The organism is Motilibacter deserti (assembly GCF_011250635.1).
In the GTDB taxonomy this organism is placed as follows: Bacteria; Actinomycetota; Actinomycetes; order Motilibacterales; family Motilibacteraceae; genus Motilibacter_A; species Motilibacter_A deserti.
Window position 1 is genome coordinate 1 of the sequence record NZ_JAANNP010000004.1, and the last position, 21,680, is coordinate 21,680.

Sequence of the window (21,680 nt, forward strand, 5' to 3'; positions counted from 1 at the left end):
GCTTGTCTGCCTCGAACGAGCACACCTGCACTCACACCCCGATGGGGCTCGAGTGCGAACAGCAAGAACCAAGAATGCGTGACGCGTCCACTGTGGGGTTCTGAGACACCACCACACACCCACCCCCCCCGCGCCCGGGACACCGGGCCGCGAGCGGGGGCCGCGAGGGGTGTGTGTGTCTCGCCGTGTTACGGCGGCCATAGCGGCAGGGAAACGCCCGGTCCCATCCCGAACCCGGAAGCTAAGCCTGCCAGCGCCGATGGTACTGCCCGCGACAGCGGGTGGGAGAGTAGGACGCCGCCGGACGTCTTTGATAAGACGGTCGTGCCCCCGCACCCCCCAAGGGTGACGGGGGCACAGCCATATCACCCCCCACACCACATGCCGGCCGACGAACCTCCTTCACCCTCCCGTTAGTGTCGGCCGGGTGCAGTCGCCTCCCGATCCCGGGCCGTTCTTCGACGGGCCGCCGCAGACCGAGTCCGACCCGCAGGCCCTGCTTCTGGGCTATCTCGACTGGTACCGCGAGGCGCTCTTCCGCAAGCTGGAGGGACTGTCCGACGAGCAGCTACGGACGCCGCTGGAGCGCGTCGGCTGGGCGCCACTGGCCCTCGTGAAGCATCTGGGCTGGGTCGAGCGCCGCTGGCTGCGCTGGGGCTTCACCGCCGAGGACGTGCTCGCACGGCCACCCGGCGGGACGCCGGCCGAGTGGCGGATCGAGGAGGACGAGCCCACGGAGGCCGTCGTCGCGGCGTACCGGACCGAGGTCGAGCACGCACGCGCCGTCCTGGCCGGCGCCTCGCTCGTCTCCCCGTCCGCGGCCGGAGGCCGCTTCGCCAGTGCTGACGACGCGCCACCGCTCGGGCGCATCCTGTTCCACCTGCTGCAGGAGTACTCCCGCCACGTGGGCCAGCTGGACGTCGTCCGCCAGCTCATCGACGGAGCGACGGGGGAGTAGCCGCCGCGAGCCGCAGGACGGCAGCTAGCCAGCCGGTCTCTCGCCGCCCGGCGAGTGTCGCCGCGGGGCCGCTGTCCCTCGACCCGGCTGCACGAGCGTCGTCGGCCCCGTCAGGGTGACGCGGCGAGCTCGACGGCGTGGGACAGGCTGACCTGCGCGGCGGGGACGGGTCGCGCGTACAGGAAGCCCTGGACCAGGTCGCAGCCGGCCTCGCGCAGAGCGGCCTCGGTCTCCTGTGTCTCGACCCCCTCGGCGACGACGACGAGCCCCAGCGCGTGCGCGAGCGCGATGGTCGACCGGACGATCGCGCGGTTCCGCTCGCAGGTCGCCATGTCGGCGACGAAGCTGCGGTCGATCTTGAGCTCCGACGGGGCCAGGTCGCGCAGGTAGCTCAGTGAGCTGTACCCGGCGCCGTAGTCGTCGATGGAGATCGCGACGCCGAGGGCGCGCAGCGCCTCGAGCGCGCCGAGCGACCGCGTACGTTCCTTCATGAAGCTGTCCTCGGTGATCTCGAGCACCAGGAAGGCAGGGTCCAGCTCGTGCCGGCGCAGGAGCGACGCCACGAAGGCCGGCAGGTCAGGCACCAGCAGGTCCGCGGGCGCGAGATTGACGGAGACCCGCGGGTCGTGGCCGGCCCGATGCCAGCGTCCGGCCTGCGCCAACGCCTCGCTGAGGACCGCACGGGTCAGGTCGCGGCCGCGCCCGATGGCCTGCGCCAACGGCAGCAGCTCGAGCGGGCCGACCAGGCCCCGCGTCGGGTGCTCCCAACGCACCAGCGCCTCGACGCCGACGATCTTGCCGGTGCTCAGGCAGAGCTGGGGCTGGTAGTGTAGGACGAGCCGCCCCGAGCCCTGCTCGCCGCTCAACGTGGCCCGAAGGCTCTCGCCGAGCCGCAGCCGGTCCAGGCGCTCGTCCCCGACCTCCTGGTAGGCCGTGACGCCCGGCCCCGCCTTCGCGGCGTACATCGCGATGTCGGCGCGGCGCAGCAGCTCCGACGGGCTCTCCGGGGACCCGAGCTCCACCGCGACGCCTACCGAGGCCGAGACGTGGACCGCGATGCCGGCCAAGGCGACGGGCAGCTCGAGCGCGCGACGCAGTGTCTCACCGAGCGCGAGGCCTTCCCGCTCGCCCGCGCCAGGCAGCAGGAGCGCGAACTCGTCGCCGCCCAGCCGGGCGAGCAGCGCGTCCGCCGGTACGCACTCGGCCCACCGGGCGGCCAGCTCGACGAGCAGCTCGTCACCGACCGAATGGCCCAGCGAGTCGTTGACCTCCTTGAAACGGTCGACGTCGAAGAGCAGCACGGCGGCGCCGGCCCCGGGGGCGTCCAGCGCGTGGCGCTCGACCGCCTCGTAGAAGGCCCGTCGGTTGGCCAGGCCGGTGAGCTCGTCCGTGCGCGCCTCCTGCCGGCTGAGCGCGAGCGACTGCACGTCGCGCACGGCGAGGACGGCGCGGACGAGCACGCAGAGGATTGCGGCAGCGGCCAGGCCGACGCAGGCTGCCGGCTGCGTGCTCACGCCGGCGAGCACGAGCGTCCCCACGGCCAGCGCGGCGAGCGCGATCGGGACCGCGAGGACGGCCCACCAGGCGAGCGGGCGGACGTCGCGAGTCCGCGGCCGCGACCAGGCCGCGAGCACGCAGAGGACCACCGCGGCGCCGTAGAGCAGGTCGGGCAGCGGGCGGTTGGGGGAGTAGGTGCCGGCCGCCGTCTGCGCGAGCCACATCGTGTCGCCGAGCGTCTGGGCCAGCAGGCCGAGGCCGAGCAACAGCAGGCCGCGCTCGGGCTGCCAGTCGGCCAGGGTGAACATCACCGCGACCAGGACGACCAGGAAGAGGTCGGCCAGGGGGAACAGCGCCGTGGAGAGCTTCCCGTGGGCGCTCGCCGGCGCCCACGCGCCGACCAGCACGCCCATGGCCGCGGCGCTCAAGCCGGCGATGACGCCGTCGAGCCAGAGCGTCGACGGCAGCCGGGCCACCTTGTCCCGCAGCATCAGCATCGCGGCGACGTAGGAACAGGGGAACAGCGCGAGCCAGCACGCCTCGGACAGGCGCACTCCGCCCGCGAGAGCAGGGTCGGGCAGCAGCCCGTACGAAGCGAGCGTCCCGGCCGCGTACGCCGCGAGCCCGGTGCCGAAGGCGAGCCAGGGGCTGCGCCCGGACCGGCCGGGCAGCAGGCCGCGGGTCAGGATGAGGCCGGTGGCGACGAGGGAGAGGAACGTCTCGAAGACCTCGTCCGCCTCGAACGCCGCGCCGGTCCGCGCGAGCCCGGAGACGGAGAGCGTCCAGTGCAGCACGTAGCCGGCCAGCAGCGCCCCGACGACGACGGCTACCGGCCGCGGCGCGTCGAGCAGGCGGTTGCGTCGGGCAGCGGTCACCGTGCCCTATCGGCGGGGTGGCGGCGGAGCTGGGGAGCGCTGCTGCCTCCGTTTAGGTGATCTTCGCTGGCGGCAGGAGCCGGACATGCGTCCGGGCGGGCACTCGTGGAGAGTGCCCGCCCGGACGGAGCCGTCAACCGGTCAGAGCCGCGTGGAGCGGATGAGCACCGGGCTCGCGATGACGGTCTGGTTGCGGGCGCCGCGGAAGGTCAGCGTCCGGCCGTTGATGAACTGAATGCCGGTCGTGTACTTCGTGGTCCGCACCCGGATCAGCTTCGACGGGTTCCACATCACCTTGCCGTAGGAGCCGTTGCGGAAGCGGATGGTGCAGGTGTAGGTCCGCTGCCGGTCCGTGGTGCAGCCCTGCAGCTGGTTGTTGAGCAGCCACTGCTGCACGATGCGGTAGGACTCGGCCGCCCGCGTCTGCTTGCCGTTGCGGGTGAGGTCGATGCCCATGTAGCCCTTGGTGTCCCAGGCGTACCAGTAGACACGGGAGACCCCGTTGCCCGCGTTGAGCAGGAGGGTGCGGGCGACGTACGACGCGGCGTTGGCGTCGTTGTAGGTGCGCGGCTTGTCGGTGTTGGCCCAGCCGGCGCCGTAGTTGATCTCGGTGTTCCAGATCGGCTTGCGCACCCCTGCGGCCGCCATCGCGGCCTTGGCCGAGTTGAGCAGCGTGATCGAGCCCTCCGGCCCGGCGGTGGGCGCCGGGTAGAGGTGCAGGCCGATCACGTCGGAGTACTTGCCGCCGCCGGCCTGCAGGAAGGAGCGGAACCACGGGATGTCGGTCGGCCGGCGCGTGGCGAAGCCGGGGCTCACCACGGTCGCCGTGGCGTCCGCCTTCTTGATGATCGTGCGCGCCTCCCGGGTCAGCTGCACCATCTGCGCGGGCGTCCCCGTCCAGAACGTGGACTGGTTCGGCTCGTTCCAGATCTGGTACGCCCGGACCCGGCCCTTGTAGCGCTCGGCCACGGCGGTGACGTACTCCCGCCAGTAGGTGACGCTGCGCGGCATGGCCGCGGCACCCGGGCCGTAGACGTCCTGCGACGTCGGCTTCGTCGAAGCCCACGTCGGGGTCGCCCCGAGGACGAGCAGCGGGGCCGCGCCGTAGCGGTTGGCGGTGTCGACCGCCTTGTCCAGGGCGGTGAAGTCCCACTTGCCGCGGGCCGGCTCGACCTTGTTCCAGCCGCCGCCCACGTCCCAGAGGCGGGCGCTGCCGACCGGGAGGCCGGGCCGCTCGCCCTGGGCGAGGCTCGTCTGGTGGAGGCCGAAGTACGAACGGGGGACGGTAACGGTGGCGGCCGACGCCGACTGCAGCGGCAGGGCCGCCAGCAGCGGGGCGACGGTCGCCGCGGCGGCGAGGCCGGCGAGGCGGGAACGGAGCTGACGGTGTGGCACAGGGATTCTCCTCACTGTCCATTTCTATCGGGCCGTACGACCGCTATTGCGAAAGACGCGCCGCGCCGGAGGATTCGTTCAGTGATCCGGGCGGCGGCCGGTGCTCAGACCCGCGTGCTCCGGATCAGCACCGGGCTCGCGATCACGGTCTGATTGCGCGCGCCGCGGAACCTCAGCACGCGGCCGTTCACGAACTCGACACCTGTCGTGTACTTCGTGGTTCGCACGCGGATGGCCCGCGAGGGGTTCCAGATCACCTTCGCGTACGAACGGCTGGAGTAGCGCAGCACGCAGGTGTAGGTGCGCCGGCTGTCGACCGTGCAGCTCTGGAGCCGCGCGCCTTGCATCCACTTCTGCGTGATGCGGTACGCCTGCCCGGCACGCGTCTGCCTGGACTGGCGGCTCAGGTCGATGCCGAGGAAGCCGCGGGTGTCCCAGCCGTACCAGAAGACGCGCGAGACGCCGTTGGACGCATTGAGCAGCAGCGTGCGCGAGACGTACGCCGCTGCCGTCGAATCGGCATAGGCCCGGGGCGGCGCGCCGTTGTAGCCGGCCCCGTAGTTGATCTCGGTGTTCCAGATCGGCTTGGACACGCGCGCCTTCTTCAGCGCCTGCTTGGCCTTGTTCAGCAGCGTGATCGAGCCTTCGGGCCCGGCGGTCGGCGCCGGGTAGAGGTGCAGGGCGACGACATCGACGTACTTCCCGCCCCCGGCCCGGAAGTACGAGCTCATCCAGGGGATGTTCGTCGGGCGACGCGTGGCGAAGCCCGGGCTGACGACGGTCGCGTTCCTGTCGTAGCGCTTGATGATCGCGCGGGCCTCGCGGGTCAGCGTCACCATCTGCGCGGCCGTGCCGGTCCAGAACGTCTCGACGTTCGGCTCGTTCCAGATCTGGTACGCCCGCACCCGCCCCTTGTAGCGCTGGGCCACCTTCGTGACGTACTCGCGCCAGTAGGTGATGCTGCGCGGCATGGAGGCCGCACCGGGGCCGTACGGGCCGGCGAGGCTCGGCTTCGACGCCGCCCAGGTGGGGGTCTGTCCCAGCACGATCATCGGCTGCGCGCCCTTCGCGCGGCTCGTCGTGACGGCGCGGTCGAGCTTGGTGAAGTCCCAGGTGCCGCGCGAGGGCTCGACGTCGCGCCACTGCGCTCCCACGTCCCACAGCCGGACGGCGCCGACGGGGGCGCCGGGGAACACTCCGCTGCTCACGCTCGACTGGTGCATGCCGAAGTAGGCCTTGGGCACGGTCACGGTCGCGGCGGAGGCGGGAAGGGCGGCGACGAGCGGAAGGGCGGTGGCCGCTGCGACGACGGCGGCGACGCGGTGGGGGCGGCGCGGACGCGCGGCGCTTCCGGCGGCTGCACGGCCGTCGACGACCTGGTCGGAACGGTCGGGGACGAGGGATCCGGGTCGGCGGAACTGCAAAGGGCTACTCCTCAAGGTGCGGTCGGTCGTGCGGGCGTCACTCGAGCGGTCGGACACCGGCTCGGCGGCCGGCCTCCGAGAACAGGACGCACCGCCCCTGACCGGACGTTCAGTCGCGACGGAGAGTTCCTTGCCGAACGAAACCGTCCGGACTTGGGAGACGGGGCTGCCGTAGACTGGCGACGTGCCTTCCGTCCGTACGCCCTGACGCGCCGGCGGCCGGCCCCGCTCCGCAGCGGGCCGCCGTCCCCGTCCGTCCGTCGTCCCGTCGTACCGGAGAGCTTCCTTGATCACCGCAACTGGCATCGAGCTGCGCGCCGGCTCCCGCATCCTGATGTCCGAAGTCTCGTTCCGTATCGCTCCTGGCGACCGGGTCGGGCTGGTCGGCCGCAACGGCGCCGGCAAGACCACGCTGACGAAGGTGCTGGCGGGCGAGGGGCTGCCTGCCGCCGGCACCGTCACGCACTCCGGGGCCATCGGCTACCTCCCGCAGGACCCGCGGACCGGGGACCTCGACGTGCTCGCCAGGGACCGCATCCTGTCCGCCCGCGGGCTCGACGAGGTCGTCCGCGGCCTGCGCGAGGCCGAGGGCGCGATGGCCAGCGTGGACCCGGAGACCCACGAGAAGGCCATGCGGCGCTACGCCCGGCTCGATGCCGAGTTCACGGCCAAGGGCGGGTACGCCGCGGAGGCCGAGGCGGCGACGATCGCCTCGAGCCTGGGGCTGCCGGACCGCGTGCTCGGCCAGCCGCTGCACACGCTGTCGGGCGGTCAGCGCCGGCGCGTCGAGTTGGCGCGCATCCTGTTCTCGGGCACCGACACCGACACCACCCTGCTGCTCGACGAGCCGACCAACCACCTCGACGCCGACTCCATCGTGTGGCTGCGCGAGTTCCTCCCCAAGCACAAGGGCGGCCTCGTCGTCATCAGCCACGATGTCGGCCTGCTCGAGGCGACGGTCAACCGCGTGCTGCACCTGGACGCGAACCGCGCCGCCGTCGACACCTACAACGTCGGCTGGAAGGCCTACCTCGCGGCCCGGGAGGCCGACGAGCGGCGCCGCAAGCGCGAGCGGGCCAACGCCGAGAAGCAGGCGTCGGTCCTGCTCGCCCAGGCCGCGAAGATGGGGGCCAAGGCCACGAAGGCCAAGGCCGCGCAGGGCATGGCGAAGCGGGCCGAGCGGATGCTCTCCGGGCTCGAGGACATCCGGGCCTCGGACAAGGTCGCCAAGCTGCGCTTCCCCGAGCCCGCGCCCTGCGGCAAGACGCCGCTGATGGCGAACGGGCTGTCGAAGTCCTACGGCTCGCTGGAGATCTTCACCGACGTCGACCTCGCCATCGACAAGGGCAGCCGGGTCGTGGTGCTGGGGCTCAACGGCGCCGGCAAGACGACGTTGCTGCGGATCCTCGGCGGCGTGGAGCAGGCCGACACCGGCGAGATCCAGCCGGGGCACGGGCTCCGTCTCGGCTACTACGCCCAGGAGCACGAGACGCTCGACCCGGAGCGGACCGTGCTGGAGAACATGCGCTCGGCCGCCCCGGACCTGCCCGAGCTCGAGGCCCGTCGCGTCCTGGGCTCGTTCCTCTTCTCCGGCGAGGACGTCGACAAGCCGGCGGGTGTGCTGTCCGGTGGGGAGAAGACCCGGCTCGCCTTGGCCACCCTCGTGGTGTCGAGCGCCAACGTGCTGCTCCTCGACGAGCCCACCAACAACCTCGACCCGGCCAGCCGTGACGAGGTCCTGGCCGCGCTGGCTGGATACAAGGGCGCCGTCGTGCTCGTCACGCACGACGAGGGAGCCGTCGGCGCGCTCGACCCGGAGCGCGTGCTCCTCCTCCCCGACGGCGTCGAGGACCTCTGGAACCCCGAGTACGCCGACCTGGTCGCCCTCGCGTGAAGCTCCGTCGCTGTGGCGGCCGGCTGCTCGTCGGGGCACCGTCGGCTGCCCGAAGGGGTTGACTCCAACTTTTCGCTCTGTGACCGCTTCGAGACGTGTTTGTGGCGATCACGCGGGTATCTCCCGGTCGCGCCACTCCTGCACCAGGACGGAGGGGCCGGCACGACCGACGGTGGGACGCCCGAGGAGGCGACGGAGTGGCCGATCAGTTGAGGAAGGGCGCTCGGGTAACAGGGAACGACCGGGCCAAGCTCGCCACCGAGCTGAAGAAGAAGTACTCGACAGGCTCGAGCATCCGAGCCCTGGCCGAGGAGACGGGCCGGTCCTACGGCTTCGTCCACCGAATGCTTACCGAGTCCGGCGTGCAGCTCCGGGGCCGCGGGGGAGCGACCCGCGGGAAGAAGGCCTCCTAGCGGGCCGTTGCACCGCCCCTGCCGGCCGTACGCCCAGGGAGAAACGGGTCCGCGGACGGGACTTCCCGTCCGCGGACTTCGTGTTGTCGCCTTGAGGTTGCTACGGCTGGAGGAGGCCCGTGTCCCACTCGCAGTGGATGGCTCTGCGGTCCTATCAGAACGCGGGCAAGGTCAAGGGGCACAAGCTGTCCCGCGGCACGTTGCGCCGCATCCTGCGCTTCGGCCGCCCGTACCGGTCCGAGCTCGCCGTCTTCCTCGTCCTGACCGTAGTGAGCGCGGGGATCAGCGTCGTCACCCCGCTGCTCTTCAAGGTCATCATCGATGACGGGGTCGTGCCCGAGGCGAGGCGCGTCGTCGTCCTCGGCGCCCTCGCGGTCGCAGGGCTGGCGCTGCTCGACGCAGTCGTCGGGCTGGTGCAGCGGTGGTACTCCGCGCGCATCGGCGAGGGCCTGATCTACGACCTGCGCAGCCGCGTCTTCGGCCACGTCTCGGCGATGCCTGTCGCGTTCTTCACCCGTACGCAGACCGGATCGCTGGTGAGCCGGCTGAACAGCGATGTCATCGGCGCCCAGCAGGCGTTCACCACCACATTGTCAGCGGTCGTCAGCAACGTCGTGAGCCTCGTGCTCGTCGTGGCGACGATGGCCTACCTGTCGTGGCAGATCACCCTCGTCGCGCTGCTGCTGCTGCCCGTCTTCATCCTTCCCGCGCGCTGGGTGGGCGGGAAGCTGCAGGCCATCGCCCGCGAGTCGATGCAGCTGAACGCGGCGATGAGCCAGACCATGACCGAGCGGTTCAACGTCTCCGGCGCGCTGCTGGTCAAGGTGTTCGGCCGGCCCGAGGAGGAGCTGCGCGACTTCTCGGCGAAGGCGGCGCGCGTCCGCGACATCGGTGTCACCTCGGCGATGTACAGCCGCGTCTTCTTCACGGCGCTCACACTCATCGCGGCACTCGCGACCGCTCTCGTGTACGGCGTCGGCGGCCTGCTCGCCATCGACGGCTCGCTCGAGGTCGGCACACTGGTCGCGCTGTCGGCGCTGCTCATCCGGCTGTACGGCCCGCTGACCGCGCTCTCGAACGTCCACGTCGACGTCATGACGGCGCTGGTGAGCTTCGAGCGGGTCTTCGAGGTGCTCGACCTGGCGCCCATGGTCGATGACCGGCCGGGCGCACGCGACCTGCCGGCCGAGGCGCCGGCGAGCGTCGAGCTCGAGCACGTCTCGTTCCGCTACCCGGCGGGGGACGAGGTGTCGCTGGCTTCGTTGGAAGCCGTCGGCGCGCACGACTCCGGCCCGTCGGCACTGGTCCTCGACGACGTGTCCTTCCGCGTCGAGCCCGGGCAGCTCGTCGCGCTCGTCGGCCCCTCGGGGGCGGGCAAGACGACGATCACCGCGCTCGTGAGCCGGCTCTACGACGTCACCGGTGGCACGCTGCGCGTCGGCGGGGTCGACGTCCGCGACCTGACCCAGCGGTCTTTGCGTGCCGCGATCGGCGTGGTGACCCAGGACGCGCACATGTTCCACGACACGATCCGCGCGAACCTGCTCTACGCCCGGCCCGGCGCATCCGACGAGGAACTGGCCGAGGCGCTGCGTGCGGCGCAGGTGTGGGACCTCGTGGCCGCTCTTCCCGAGGGGCTCGACACGGTCGTCGGGGACCGGGGCTACCGGCTGTCCGGCGGGGAGAAGCAACGGTTCGCCATTGCGCGGCTCCTGCTGAAGGCGCCGCGCCTCGTCGTGCTGGACGAGGCGACCGCGCACCTGGACAGCGAGTCGGAGGCCGCGGTGCAGCGCGCCTTCGACACCGCCCTGGCGGGCCGTACGAGCATCGTCGTCGCGCACCGGCTGTCGACGGTCCGCGAGGCCGACCAGATCCTCGTCGTCGACGGGGGCCGCATCCGCGAGCGCGGGACGCACGAAGAGCTCCTCGGACAAGGCGGCCTCTATGCAGAGCTCTACCGCACGCAGTTCCGCACCCAGGACTCTGCGGGCTCCGCGGCCGAGCTGTCGGTGCACGGGGAGCGGTGACGGGGTGGAAGCGGTGGCGGAACGGGGGCGGTGAACGGCCGGAGGCGGTGAGCGCACGGGTGCGGTGACCGCACGGGGCGCGGCCATCGCACGGGTGCGGTGACGACCCGCACATCCCGGGCTGACCCGACGCCGGCGGCACTAGCCTCCGGGCCATGAACACGCTGCGTCTTCTCCTCCTGGTCGTCCACATCCTCGGGCTCAGCGTGCTGATCGGGCCGTTCCTGTTCCAGGTGAGCCGCAAGGCGGGCTTCGACACCCGGCTGATGCTCGTCGGCGCGGCGACGCAGCTGGTGTCGGGCGTCGCGCTGGTGGGCGTCCGCCAGGCCGACGACCTCGAGGTGAACAACGCGAAGATCGCCGTCAAGCTCGTAGTCGCGCTGCTCGCCTTCGTCAGCGTCGTGCTCGCCGCCCGGAAGCAGCGCGCCGCCGATGCCGGTGCCGCCGACGCCAAGGCGCCGCTCCCGTTCTTCCACAGCGCAGGGGCGTTCGCGATCGCGAACGTTCTCGTCGCGGTGCTGTGGACGTGATCGCGCAGGAGTGACGCCCGGGTGACCAAAACTCTCCGAGCCCACCACGTCAACTGTCCGGTTTCTCGTCGTGGGCCTGGCCCTGGTCCAGCCAAGACAGGGGTAGTCGGCTTCCGGGGTTGCGGTCGACCGAGTGCTGGCCGCGCAGCCATTGGTCGGCAGTGGGGTGGCGGAAGCGGAACAGGCCGGGGCGGTGCGGGTCGTGCTCGACCCGCCAGTGGTCGTGGTGGACGATGCGGTGGTGCCGACGGCACAACAGGATCAGATTGTCGAGGTCGGTCGGCCCGGAGTGTGACCAGAAGACGACGTGGTGGGCGTCGGTGAACGACGGCGGCCGGTCGCAGCCGGGGAAGATGCACCCGCCGTCACGCACGGTCAGCGCTCTGCGTTGGGCGACGCTGACCGTGCGGGCCGATTCCCCGAGCGCCAACGGCTGGCCGAGGCCGAGGAACCGGCCTTGCGCGTCCAGGTGCGCTCGCAGCTCCTGTGGATCGAGCGCGGCGGAATCGAGGGCGGCCACGTCGAGGGCGGCCCCGTCCCCGCCAGCGACAGGGGCGCTCATGGCAGGGCCGACGACGACGGGGGTGACGGCCGCGTCGCAGCAGACCTGCCGCAGCTCCTCGCTTCCGAACGAGGCACCCCACAACGCGGTCAGCGCGCTCCCGGCCTGCGTGCGCGTCTCGGCGCGCAGGGTGTCGAGCGGCACGACGAGGGTGACGTGCGGCTTCTGCCCGCCGGACTCGGGCAGGGTGCCGGAGTCGGCGACCCGCTTCAGCGCGTCGAGCAGGGCGTCCATCATCCGCTGCCCGCCGGTCCGGTCGTCCGGGGTGCCGTCCGGCAGATGGGTGGGCTTGGCCAACGGCAGCAGCACCGAGCGCACCAGCTCGGCGTCCTCGTCCGCCATGACGGCGTCGAGGAACGTGAGCCCGTCCATCCCCGTCACGAGCGAGAGCCGGCGCTTGGACCAGCGCTCCACCTCGCGCCGGGCGGCGCCGTCGGGGTCGAGCGCCTCGTCCAGGCGCCGGAGCGCGACGGCCAGCTCGGCGGGCGGGGCGGCCTTGGCCAGCGGGAGCAGGGTGGGCTCGGCGGCGCGCAGATGCTCGACTCCGTGCTTGCGCAGCGCCTTGCCGAGCAGGTCCACGTGCCGCCAGGAGATCTCACCGGCGGCGAACGCCTCCGCCGTCTGCGGCAGGTCGCGCACGGTGCGGGCGGCGCGGACCGCGGCCGCGGCGTCGCCGGGCGAGAGGTTCGCCGTGCCGCGCAGCCACGCCGCGGTCGAGGTCGCCCCCGCCGCGCGGGCGGCGCCGGATCCGTCGAACACGGCCAGCGCGCGCGCCCGGGTTGCGGCCACCCGCTGCTCCTGCACGACCAAGGCGGCGGCGAACTCCCCCGCGTGCTCGGCCGGCAGGTCGGTGAGGTCGAGGGCGGACAGCGCGTCGATCGCCGCGGACAATGCCGCGAGCGCGTCGACCGTGCTGTTTCCCATGCCGACAACCTAGCCGCCACCACCGACAGAACTAGCCCGAAAACCGGGGTATCGGCGAAGCTCTCTTCTCACTCATAAGTTGTGAAGTCTAGTTCAGGAGATGACGTCGAGTGGCTGGCTGTGGCTGCGCTGTTGCGGGTCGCTATCACGGCACCAGTCCTGCATTGTGTGAGCGGCTCGAAACTGTGGATCAACCGACTTCAGCTTCTAGCTGTGGACAAGTGGGGCGTGGCCCGGTCCGCTTCAGCCCGGTCGTCGCGCAACCACCGGCCAGAGCCGGTCACCAGCGGGTCTCATCGAGAGGTCGTCGGTGGGCGGAGCGAGTTCGGTGGCCCGGGTTCCGAACCCCTTGTTACGTTCACGACTCACGCGATCGATGGATAGGAGTGGTGGTGGGTCAACCGCTTGTCGGCGAGACGGTCATCCTCATCGAGGGTGCCACGCCCCCTTATCCGTTCGATCGAGCTTGCACACCGCAGGGCGCTCCCGGCGTTGTCAGGAGAATCCACGACGGGGGAAGGCGCAGCACGCCGAAAAGGAGTGATTGCCTGCACGCCCACGCCAGTGAGCGTGCCCTGGAGGCGACGAGGGGCTGGGAACCGCGGGGCTTCACCGCTGAGCCGGCCGCCTCGATTTCGCTCAACCTGGTCGCCGATGATGCCGTCATCGACGAAGGCGTGACCACTCGCTGCCGTTGCCGGACCCGTCGCAGCCCCCGAGGGCGCGGTCAAGGCATCGCCCTCCCACCCTTTGCAGCGCTAGCCTGCGCTCCCCACCCCGGTCGGAGGAGGAGCTGTGGCCTCGCGTCTCAACCCCTACATCAGCTTCGACGGCAACGCCCGCGAGGCGCTGGAGTACTACCAGCAGACCTTCGGCGGTGACCTCGCCGTCAGCACCTTCGGTGAGTTCGACCAGGACTCCCCGATCCCCGACAAGGTCATGCACGGGATGCTCGAGGCGCCCAACGGGTTCACGCTGATGGCTGCGGACAACCCGCCCGGGATCGACGTCACGCCCGGCACCAACATCACCGTCAGCCTCAGCGGCGACGACGCGCAGAGCCTGCGGTCGTACTGGGATCGGCTGTCCGACGGCGGCACGGTGACGGTCCCGCTCGAGAAGCAGATGTGGGGCGACGAGTTCGGCGCCTGCGTCGACCGCTTCGGCATCCCCTGGATGGTCAACATCTCCGGCGGCTGACCCACCGCCCCGACTGGGGCGCGGCTGGGCGGGTCGGGACGGGGCGCGGCTGGGCGGGACAGGGCGGGGCAGGCCCGGACGAAAGCGGTGGCCACGGAGCGCCCACGCACCTACGCTCCGTCCATGGAGCTCCAGGTCCTCGGACCGCTCCGCATCGTCGACGGGGGACGTGCCCTCCCGGTCGGCGGTCCGCGCCCCCGAGACCTGCTCGCGTTCCTGTCCATCCGGCGGGGCGAGTTCGTGCCTGCGTCTCGGCTCGTCGACGTCGTCTGGGGGGCGTCGGCCGGTCCCGGCGTGCTGCACACCGCGGTCTCGCGGCTGCGCAAGACACTGGGGCCGGGCTGCCTCGTCCGCTCGGAGACGGGCTACTCGCTCGGCCCGGACGTCCACCTCGACTGCGAGCGCTTCGCCCGGTTGACCGCCGAGGGTGCCGCGGCCCGGACGGCGGGACGGCCCGACGTCGCAGCCGAACGGATCTCCGCCGCCCTGGACCTGTGGCGCGGTGAGGCCTACCTCGACGTGCCCGACGAGATCGCGGGCGCGGAGCGCCTCCGGCTCGACGAGGCCCGGACGTCCGCTCTCGAGGAGCGCATCGCTGCCGACATCGACCGGCTCCGGCACGCCGAGGTGGTGGGGGAGCTGCGCACGCTGCTCGCCGAGCACCCGTTGCGCGAGCGCCTGCACGCGCTGCTCATCACGGCGCTCTACCGGAGCGGTCGGCAGGCCGACGCGCTCAACGCCTACCGCGAGCTGCGGCTGCTGCTCGGCGAGGAGCTCGGCCTGGACCCGTCGCCGGAGCTGGTGGACCTGCAGCAGCGGGTGCTGGCCCAGGACGAGTCCCTCGCCGCTCCCGCCCCGACCGGGTTCCGTACGCGGGTGCCGCACGCGCTCACCGCCACCCGGGGGCGGGAGGCCGACCTCGCGGCGGTCGCCGAGCTGATGGCGACGTACCGGCTGGTCACCGTCACCGGCCCCGGAGGCGTCGGGAAGACGCGCATGCTGCTCGAAGTGGGCGCGGCGGCGGAGGCGCGCGGGGAGCAGGTCGTCTACGTCGACCTCTCGGGGGCGACCGTCGAGGACGTGCCGGACGCGATAGCCCGCGCCCTGGAGGTCCCGCAGATTTACGACGACCCGGAGGAGGCGCTCGCCGAGCGCATCGGCCGGGCGCCGTTGCGGCTGCTCGTCGACAACGTCGAGCACGTCCTGGGGTCGGCCGGCCTGCTCGCCGCACTGCTCCGGCGCTGCCACCGGCTGCTCGTGGTCGCCGGCTCGCGGCAGCGGCTCAGGGTGATGGGCGAAGCCGAGTACGCCCTCGCGCCGCTCGAGGTGCCCGCGCCGGGCTCGGCCGCGCACGAGGTGCTGCGGTCGCCGGCGGTGGTCCTGCTGCTCGACCGGCTCGCCGACTCCGACCCGACGTTCCGGACGACGGGCGGCACGGCAGGCACCGGAGGCGCGCCGGGACGGGCCCGCGAGGCGGCCGCGGCAGCGCTCGCCGAGGTGTGCCGGCGGCTGGACGGGCTGCCGCTCGCCCTCGAGCTCGTAGCGGCCCAGGGGCGCATGCTCTCGCCCGCACAGCTGCTCGCCCGGCTCGAGGACCCGCTCGAGCTACGGGACCCGACGTCGGTGGACCGGCCGGACCGGCACCGCAGCCTGGCCGAGACCATCGCCTGGAGCGTCTCGTTGCTTGCACCGGGCGACCGGGCCGTCCTGGCAAGAGCGAGCGTCTTCGCCGGCGGTGCCGACCTCGAGGCGGCTGCCGCCGTGTGCGCCCCCGGCCTGGCGCGCGAGGCCGCGGAGGCCGTCCTGCTGCGCCTGGTCGACCGCAGCCTGCTGCGCATCGAGCGGACTGCGGACGGGGAGGCCAGGCTGCGCATGTTCGAGACCATCCGGGCGTATGCCCGCGGGCTCCTCGACGCCTCCGGCCGCGGGGACGCCGAGCACTGCCACCGTCAGCACTATGCCGCGCGGTGGTCGGCGCAGGAGTGGGTCGACGACGAGCTGCTGACGTCGGTGCGGAAGGACTACGACAACGCGCTCGCCGGGCTGCGCAGCGCGCTCACCGCCGCGGGGCCGGCGCCCGAGGCGTACCCCCTGGCGGTGGCGCTCGGCCTCTACTGGCTGTGGAGCGAGGCGGTCCACACCGGCTTGGCCGTGCTCGAGGAGGTTCTGCACCGCTCGCACGACGCCGAGGGGCTCGAGGTCGCGAAGGTACGCGTCATCCAGGCTGCGCTGCTTCGCCTGCGCGGCCGGGCCGACGCTGCGCGCGCCACGACCGACCAGGCGCTGCCCGCCCTGCGCGCCAGCGGTGACCCGGCCTGGCTGACCAACGCGTACGCCGTCCTGATGTGCCTCGACCATGACGCCGGCCGCTTCGCCGCCGCGGTGCGCTGGGGGCGCCTCGCTGCCGACGAGGCGGCGCAGTGCGGTGACGAGCGGTTCGCCGACGCGCTCGCGAACCTCTCGGTCGCCGCCGCCGCCGCAGGGCTGCCCGAGGCCGTGGACTGGGCGGAGCACGCCATCGCCCTCGCCCAGCGCAGCGCGTCGACGTCCGTCCGGCTGCCGCCGCTGTGCAACGCCTGCATCGCTCTCGTGGAGTCGGGTCGGGCGGCCCGCGGGCGCGAGGTGCTCGAGCGCGAGGCGCGCAACGACGAGCTGCGGCGGTTCGCCGTCGTGCCCCAGGTCTTCGCGATCAACCTGGGCTGGGCTGCCGTCGCGGAGCAGGACTGGGAGGAGGCGCTGGGCTGCTTCGACACGTTCCTGAGCGGCCCGGAGGCCGACGAGCAGGCGCTGTGGACGGTCGAGGCCCTGTGCGGGGAAGCCTGCGCTCTCGCCGGCCTGTCGCGCATGGAGCCGGCGGCGCTGCTGCTCGCCGGAGCCGTGCGCCTCGCGGGCGACATCGGCGCCCGGCACACGCCGTGGCGCGCCGCGCGGATCGACGAGGCGGTGCGCCGCTGTGCCGGAGCCGGCGAGGCGTGGGCCCGCGGCGAGCGGCTGGCCGTAGCCGAGCTGGTGACCCTGGCGCGCTCGTTCGCCGACCACGTCAGGATGCCCGTGCAGGGCCGGGCACGAGGCTGAACGGCGCTTCGGCGAACCGGAATGCGCAAAACGCGCTGACGTCACCCGCAGCCACACTGCTCGACGTCCACCCGGCTCATCGAGCACCACCGGTCCCAGGCAGCGGCCCGAGCGCCGGCGGAGGCTCAGCCGGCCGTGCACACCGCCAGCGCGAGGTCGAAGGCTCTGGCCGCCGAGAGCGTGCTCCCGGCCGCGCACGCGTCGTCGGCCCGGTCCCCGAGGTCCCGCCGCGCGGGCGCGAGCGCCTCCTCCAGCTGGGACTGCTGAGCGGGGGAGCGGGGGCTTCCGATCTCGTGGCGCAGGCGCTCGGCGGCCGACATCAGCTGCAGCGCCTCGGCCGGCATCCCGACGTGGCCCGCGAGGACCGCGACGTCCTCGTAGAGGATGCTGAGCGCCCACTTGTCGTCGTACGCGCGATAGCAGCGCAGGCTCTCGGCGTAGTGGTGCCTCGCCGCGGCGAACTCCGCCAGCCCGCGGTTCGCGTTGCCGAGGTTGTTGTGGGCGATGGCGACCATCCACAGGTCGCCGACCTCGACGTTGATCCGCATCGACTCCTCGAAGTGGGAGCGCGCGGTGGCGCAGTCGGCCTCCAGCAGGGCGATCATGCCGAGGTTGTTCTGCGACACCCCGATCGCCCACCGGTCCCCGATCTCCGTACGCAGGGCGAGCGCCTGCTCGTTGAGCGAGCGGGCGCGCGCGTAGTCCCCGGCGTACTCCGCGATCACGCCGAGGTTGCTGAGCAGCGAGGCCATGCTCGCCTTGTCCCCGAGCCGCCGGCGGATCTCCAGGCTCTGCTCGTAGGACGCGTTCGCCTCGGGATAGTTGCCCCGCTGGGCAGCGAGCGTGCCGCGCTGGTGCAGCACCTGTCCTGTCCCGCCCGCGTGACCCAGGGCCGAGAACGCGATACCGGCCAGCTCGAGGCCGTCGGCCGCCTCGTCGTAGCGGCCCTGCTTGCGGGCGACCTCGGCGAGCGCCGTCAACGCCCACGCCACCGTGAGCCGGTCCTCGTGACGCTCCGCGAGGTCGAACGCCTCGCGGTAGACCGCCTCGGCCTCGGTCCAGCTGCCGGTCAGCTCCAGGACCTTGCCCAGCTTGAGCAGGGCCTCGGGACGCTCCCGCTCGCCCAGCAGCGGGGCGAGCCGCTCGAAGTAGTCGATGGCCGCCGCGTTGGCGTAGGCCGCCCGGGCGGCCTCCCCGGCCCGGGCGAGGTACTCGCGCTTCTTGTCGTCGTTCCCGCTGCGCCAGTAGTGGTGGGCGAGCAGGTCGAGCCGGTGCGGGGCGCCCGATGCAGCCTCGATGTGCCGGGCGACCTGCTCGTGCAGGACGGCGCGGACGGCGTACGGGATGCTCTCGTAGGCGACCTCGCGGGTCACGACGTGCTTGAACAGGTACGACGAGACGTCCGCGTCCGGGTCCGGCAGCACCAGGTCGTTCGCCGTGAGCGCGTCGAGGCTGTGGCGCAGGCCCTCCTCGGCGAGCTCGGGATAGGCGCCCTGCAGAGTGCGAGTGGAGAAGGCGCGCCCGACGACGCTCGCGACCTTCAGCGTGCGCCGCGGGTCCTCGCTCAGCGTGTCGATGCGGCTGAGGACCAGGCTGTGCAGGCTCTCCGGCAGGTCCAGCTGCGCGATCGCGGCCTCGTCGTCGGGTGCCACGCCACGGCTGCGCAGATAGCTCAGCAGCTCCTCGACGTAGAACGGGTTGCCCTCCGAGCGCTCGGCCACGAGGCTCTCCAGGGCGGGTGAGGGCTCGCGCACGCCGAACAGCTGCTCGAGCTTGGCGGCGATCAGCCGGCTCGTCGCGTCGCCACCGAGCTCGCCGAGCGCCAGCTCCGTCACGTGCGCGGCCCCCCCCAGGCCCAGGGCGGAGGCGGTGCCCTCCTCGGGCCGGTAGGCCAGGACCAGGAGCACGCGCAGGGACGCGATCGCCGACACGACCACGTCGAGCAGGTCCCGCGAGAGCGGGTCGAGCCGGTGGCAGTCCTCGAGCACCAGCACCAGCGGCTCGTCCGCGGCGCGCCGCGCGAGGTACTGCGCCAGCAGGGCCTCGAGCGAGGCCTTGCGCAGCTTGCCCTCGAAGGCGCGGGTGAGGTCGTTGTCCGGGAACGAGGTGCCGAGGACCGGCCCGAGCAGCGGGATGCGCGGGACGAGCCCGGGGTTGCTGAGCTTGAAGTGCCACTCGAGAGCCAGCAGCTGGTCCGGCGGCGAGGCCTCGCGGTCGACCCGGAGCAGGTCCAGCCAGACGTCCTGCCACGCGGCGTAGCTCGTGCTCGTCCCGAACGCCTGCGCCTCGCCCACACAGGCCGTGACGCCCTCGGACCGGGCCTGCTCGACGAGCTCGGCGACCAGCCGCGACTTGCCCATGCCGGCCTCGGCGGCGATCGCGACGACCTGCCCCTCGCCCGTCAGCGCCCGGTGCAGCCGGGAACGCAGCACCTCGAGCTCACGCTCCCGGCCGACGATCGGCAGCCCGTGGCGGCGGCCGCCGACGGAGGGGCGGCGGCGCTCCCCGGCGAGCCGGCGCACGGCGACCGGCACCACCTTGCCCTTCACCGGCAGGTCGGGCAGCGCGCTCCAGGCGTAGCCCTCGCCGGCCCTCCGCGCGACCTGGGCCGAGGCGTAGACCTGCCCGGGCGGCGCCGCCGACATCAGCCGGGCCGCGAGGTTCACCGCGTCGCCGAGGCAGCAGAACGTCCGCCGGCTGCTGTGGCCGTAGGTCCCGCTGCGCAGCCTGCCCTGCGCGACACCGATGGAGATCCCGGTGGCGGCCGTGGTGCCCTCCAGGTCACGCAGCTCCAGGGCGGCCGCGCAGGCCCGCGCCGCGTCGTCCTCATGGGCGATGGGGGAGCCGAAGACGGCGTAGAGGTAGGCGCCCTTGTCCCCGAGCGTCAGCTGAAGGGCACTGCCGCCGAAGCGGTTGATCACCCGCTGGGCGCGGACGATGAACTCGTCCAGGTCGGCCGGCGCCGTGGGGGAGTTGTCGTAGTCGATCCCGCCGAAGCGCAGGAAGAGCGGGATGGCCGGACGGATCTCGGCGAGGAACTCGCCCCGCCCGGCGCGCATCCGCTCGTACACCGGCGGCAGGAGCCACTGGCGGACGACGTCGTCGGGCAGCGGCGCGTGCTTCGTGCGCAGCGGCGCAGGCTGCACCTCGACGAGCACCTCGTGGAGGGCGGCCGCCCACCGCCCGGAGGGCAGGTCACGCCGGTCCCCGGCGCGGACCCTGTCGCCCAGCGACGTGAGCGCGGAGGAGTCGAGGACGACCTCACCACGCTCGGCGGCCTTCTCGACCCCCGCGAGGTGGTCCATGAGCGAGCCGGCCAGCACGTCGAGCAGTTGGATGCCGGGGTCGCCGACGACGAACCGCCGGGCGGGACCGACGGCCAGTGCGACCTTCATGGCGAGGCGAACGTGCATGCCGGATGGGGTGGCCACGAGGCCGACCTCGGCTAGCGCGGACTGCATCGCGAGCGCGCAGGCCGCGCCGAGCAGCCCGTCGTCCCCGTTGAGCCAGCAGGTGACGGCGTCGCCGCTGAAGTAGATGACGCTGCCGCCGAAGCGGTGCAGCTCTCCCAGGAGCCGGTCGAACACCCGCCCCAGCGTCGCGGCGAGCTCCTCGGCCCCGCGCTGCGGGCCGAGGTCCTCGACCAGCGCCTCGGTCAGCCGGGTGAAGCCGGAGATGTCGGCGAACAACGCTGTGCCGAAGACTCTTTCGGGCATCGGCATCCCGGCAGCCAGCGCCGCCCGTCGGTCGCCGGGGATGTAGGCCTCGGGGTTGTCGTAGCCGCCCGGTGAGGCTGCGGCACCCGGCTCGAGCGCAAGGCCCGGCACTCCGCCTCCCGCCGTCAGCGCGATGCGAGACCGGCGCTGGTGCGCGCGGTCGTCCCCGGGTCGCGGCGGAGCTTGCGCCTCTTCCGGGGTGGGGCCAGCATAATCGGCCGGGGGGTTCGGCGACGGGGCGAAATGCGGCGGCAGCCGTGGGTCCTGTCGTGCCAGCCGTCCGGGCCGCCGGCGCCGGGCGAGCCGTCGTGGGGGGAAGTGGAGGCCGTGAGGCTGCTGCTGCTCGGCGTCCGGGGGTCGATCGCCGCCCCGGGCCACCGGTACGCCCGGTACGGCGGCAACACCTCGTGCGTCGCGGTCTATCGCGGGGACGAGCCTCTGCCGGCGCTGTGCCTGGACGCGGGGACGGGCCTGCGGCTGCTGAGCCCGCAGCTGCGCGGGCGGCCCTTCACGGGGGCGGTCCTCCTGACCCACCTGCACTGGGACCACATGCAGGGCATCCCGTTCTTCACCGCAGCGGACCGGGACGACGCGGAGGTCGACGTCTATGTCCCGGCCCAGGACGGCAGGAGCGGGCGCGACCTGCTGGCGCAGTCGATGTCGCCGCCCGCCTTCCCCATCACCCCGGAGGACCTCGCAGGCCGATGGCGCTTCGTCGCCCTCGAGCCCGGCGTGCACCACGTCGGCGGGCTCCGGGTGGAGGCCGTCGCGGTCACGCACAAGGGCGGCCGCACCTACGGCTACCGCGTCACGGACGGGGCGCGGTCCTGCGCCTACCTCCCGGACCACGCCCCGGCCCTGGGGTGCCCGCCCGAGGTCCTGGACCTCGTCCGCGGCGTGGACGTCCTGCTGCACGACGCGCAGTTCCTCGACTCCGAGCGCGCCCTCGCCGACGCGTACGGCCACTCGACGCTCGGGGACGCGGTTGGGCTGGCGGTCGCGGCCGAGGTCGGCACACTGGTGCTGACCCACCACGCGCCGGCCCGCGACGACGACGGGCTCGACGACGTCGCGGAGGCGGCGCGTGCGCTGGTCGCCGCCTCGGCGCGGCCGGCGATGCGGCTCGTCATGGCCCGGGAGGGCGACCTGCTCGAGGTGGCGACGACAGACCCGGCGTAGGGCCGAGCGGG

General features: G+C 72.8%; 13 protein-coding genes and 1 rRNA gene. 9 read left to right on the forward strand and 5 right to left on the reverse strand.

Annotated elements, in window-relative coordinates; genetic code table 11:
• Positions 1–189: 189 nt before the first annotated feature.
• Positions 190–306 (forward strand): 5S ribosomal RNA (rrf, locus tag G9H71_RS09790).
• Between the two features lie 121 nt (positions 307–427).
• Positions 428–958, forward strand: a complete 531-nt coding sequence (locus G9H71_RS09795) for a DinB family protein (RefSeq protein WP_166281252.1) — start codon at positions 428–430, stop codon at positions 956–958.
• A gap of 110 nt (positions 959–1,068) precedes the next feature.
• Here G9H71_RS09795 and G9H71_RS09800 read toward each other — a convergent pair whose 3' ends face one another.
• From G9H71_RS09800 to G9H71_RS09810, 3 genes are all read right to left on the reverse strand, one after another.
• Positions 1,069–3,330 carry a putative bifunctional diguanylate cyclase/phosphodiesterase gene (locus tag G9H71_RS09800; RefSeq protein WP_166281254.1) on the reverse strand — a complete coding sequence of 754 codons (2,262 nt, stop codon included), beginning with the start codon at positions 3,328–3,330 and terminating at the stop codon, positions 1,069–1,071.
• Positions 3,331–3,471: 141 nt separating this feature from the next.
• Positions 3,472–4,725: a GH39 family glycosyl hydrolase gene (locus G9H71_RS09805; protein ID WP_166281256.1), complete on the reverse strand. Its 1,254-nt coding sequence runs from the start codon at positions 4,723–4,725 to the stop codon at positions 3,472–3,474.
• Positions 4,726–4,829: 104 nt separating this feature from the next.
• Complete coding sequence (locus G9H71_RS09810; protein ID WP_166281258.1) at positions 4,830–6,149, reverse strand: GH39 family glycosyl hydrolase; 1,320 nt, start codon at positions 6,147–6,149, stop codon at positions 4,830–4,832.
• Positions 6,150–6,435: 286 nt separating this feature from the next.
• Here G9H71_RS09810 and G9H71_RS09815 point away from each other — a divergent pair, with 286 nt between their 5' ends.
• From G9H71_RS09815 to G9H71_RS09830, 4 genes are all read left to right on the forward strand, one after another.
• Entirely contained in the window at positions 6,436–8,043 is a 1,608-nt protein-coding gene (locus G9H71_RS09815) for an ABC-F family ATP-binding cassette domain-containing protein (protein WP_166281260.1), read from the forward strand.
• Between the two features lie 197 nt (positions 8,044–8,240).
• Complete coding sequence (locus G9H71_RS09820) at positions 8,241–8,456, forward strand: helix-turn-helix domain-containing protein (RefSeq protein ID WP_166281262.1); 216 nt, start codon at positions 8,241–8,243, stop codon at positions 8,454–8,456.
• Between the two features lie 137 nt (positions 8,457–8,593).
• On the forward strand, positions 8,594–10,483 hold the full coding sequence (locus G9H71_RS09825) for an ABC transporter ATP-binding protein (RefSeq protein ID WP_166281504.1): 1,890 nt from the start codon (positions 8,594–8,596) through the stop codon (positions 10,481–10,483).
• 155 nt (positions 10,484–10,638) lie between these two features.
• Positions 10,639–11,013, forward strand: a complete 375-nt coding sequence (locus tag G9H71_RS09830) for a hypothetical protein (RefSeq protein ID WP_166281264.1) — start codon at positions 10,639–10,641, stop codon at positions 11,011–11,013.
• Between the two features lie 49 nt (positions 11,014–11,062).
• On the opposite strand, the gene G9H71_RS09835 is transcribed toward G9H71_RS09830, so the two are convergent.
• Entirely contained in the window at positions 11,063–12,499 is a 1,437-nt protein-coding gene (locus tag G9H71_RS09835) for an HNH endonuclease signature motif containing protein (RefSeq protein WP_166281266.1), read from the reverse strand.
• A 795-nt stretch (positions 12,500–13,294) separates the two neighbouring features.
• Here G9H71_RS09835 and G9H71_RS09840 point away from each other — a divergent pair.
• Both G9H71_RS09840 and G9H71_RS09845 read left to right on the forward strand, forming a co-directional pair.
• Positions 13,295–13,699 (forward strand): VOC family protein, encoded by a 405-nt coding sequence (locus tag G9H71_RS09840; RefSeq protein ID WP_166281268.1) that lies wholly within the window; start codon positions 13,295–13,297, stop codon positions 13,697–13,699.
• Positions 13,700–13,822: 123 nt separating this feature from the next.
• Positions 13,823–16,774: an AfsR/SARP family transcriptional regulator gene (locus G9H71_RS09845; RefSeq protein ID WP_166281270.1), complete on the forward strand. Its 2,952-nt coding sequence runs from the start codon at positions 13,823–13,825 to the stop codon at positions 16,772–16,774.
• A gap of 125 nt (positions 16,775–16,899) precedes the next feature.
• On the opposite strand, the gene G9H71_RS09850 is transcribed toward G9H71_RS09845, so the two are convergent.
• On the reverse strand, positions 16,900–20,601 hold the full coding sequence (locus G9H71_RS09850) for a tetratricopeptide repeat protein (RefSeq protein WP_166281272.1): 3,702 nt from the start codon (positions 20,599–20,601) through the stop codon (positions 16,900–16,902).
• A gap of 216 nt (positions 20,602–20,817) precedes the next feature.
• Here G9H71_RS09850 and G9H71_RS09855 point away from each other — a divergent pair, with 216 nt between their 5' ends.
• Positions 20,818–21,669, forward strand: coding sequence for an MBL fold metallo-hydrolase (locus G9H71_RS09855; RefSeq protein WP_166281274.1), 852 nt, complete (start codon positions 20,818–20,820; stop codon positions 21,667–21,669).
• Positions 21,670–21,680: the final 11 nt, after the last annotated feature.

Bases quoted from the DNA above. Each gene is read 5' to 3' on its own strand.
- G9H71_RS09825 (WP_166281504.1), top strand. From the start codon at position 8,594: ATGGCTCTGCGGTCCTATCAGAACGCGGGCAAGGTCAAGGGGCACAAG.
- G9H71_RS09830 (WP_166281264.1), top strand. From the start codon at position 10,639: ATGAACACGCTGCGTCTTCTCCTCCTGGTCGTCCACATCCTCGGGCTC.
- G9H71_RS09845 (WP_166281270.1), top strand. From the start codon at position 13,823: ATGGAGCTCCAGGTCCTCGGACCGCTCCGCATCGTCGACGGGGGACGT.
- G9H71_RS09835 (WP_166281266.1), bottom strand. From the start codon at position 12,499: ATGGGAAACAGCACGGTCGACGCGCTCGCGGCATTGTCCGCGGCGATC.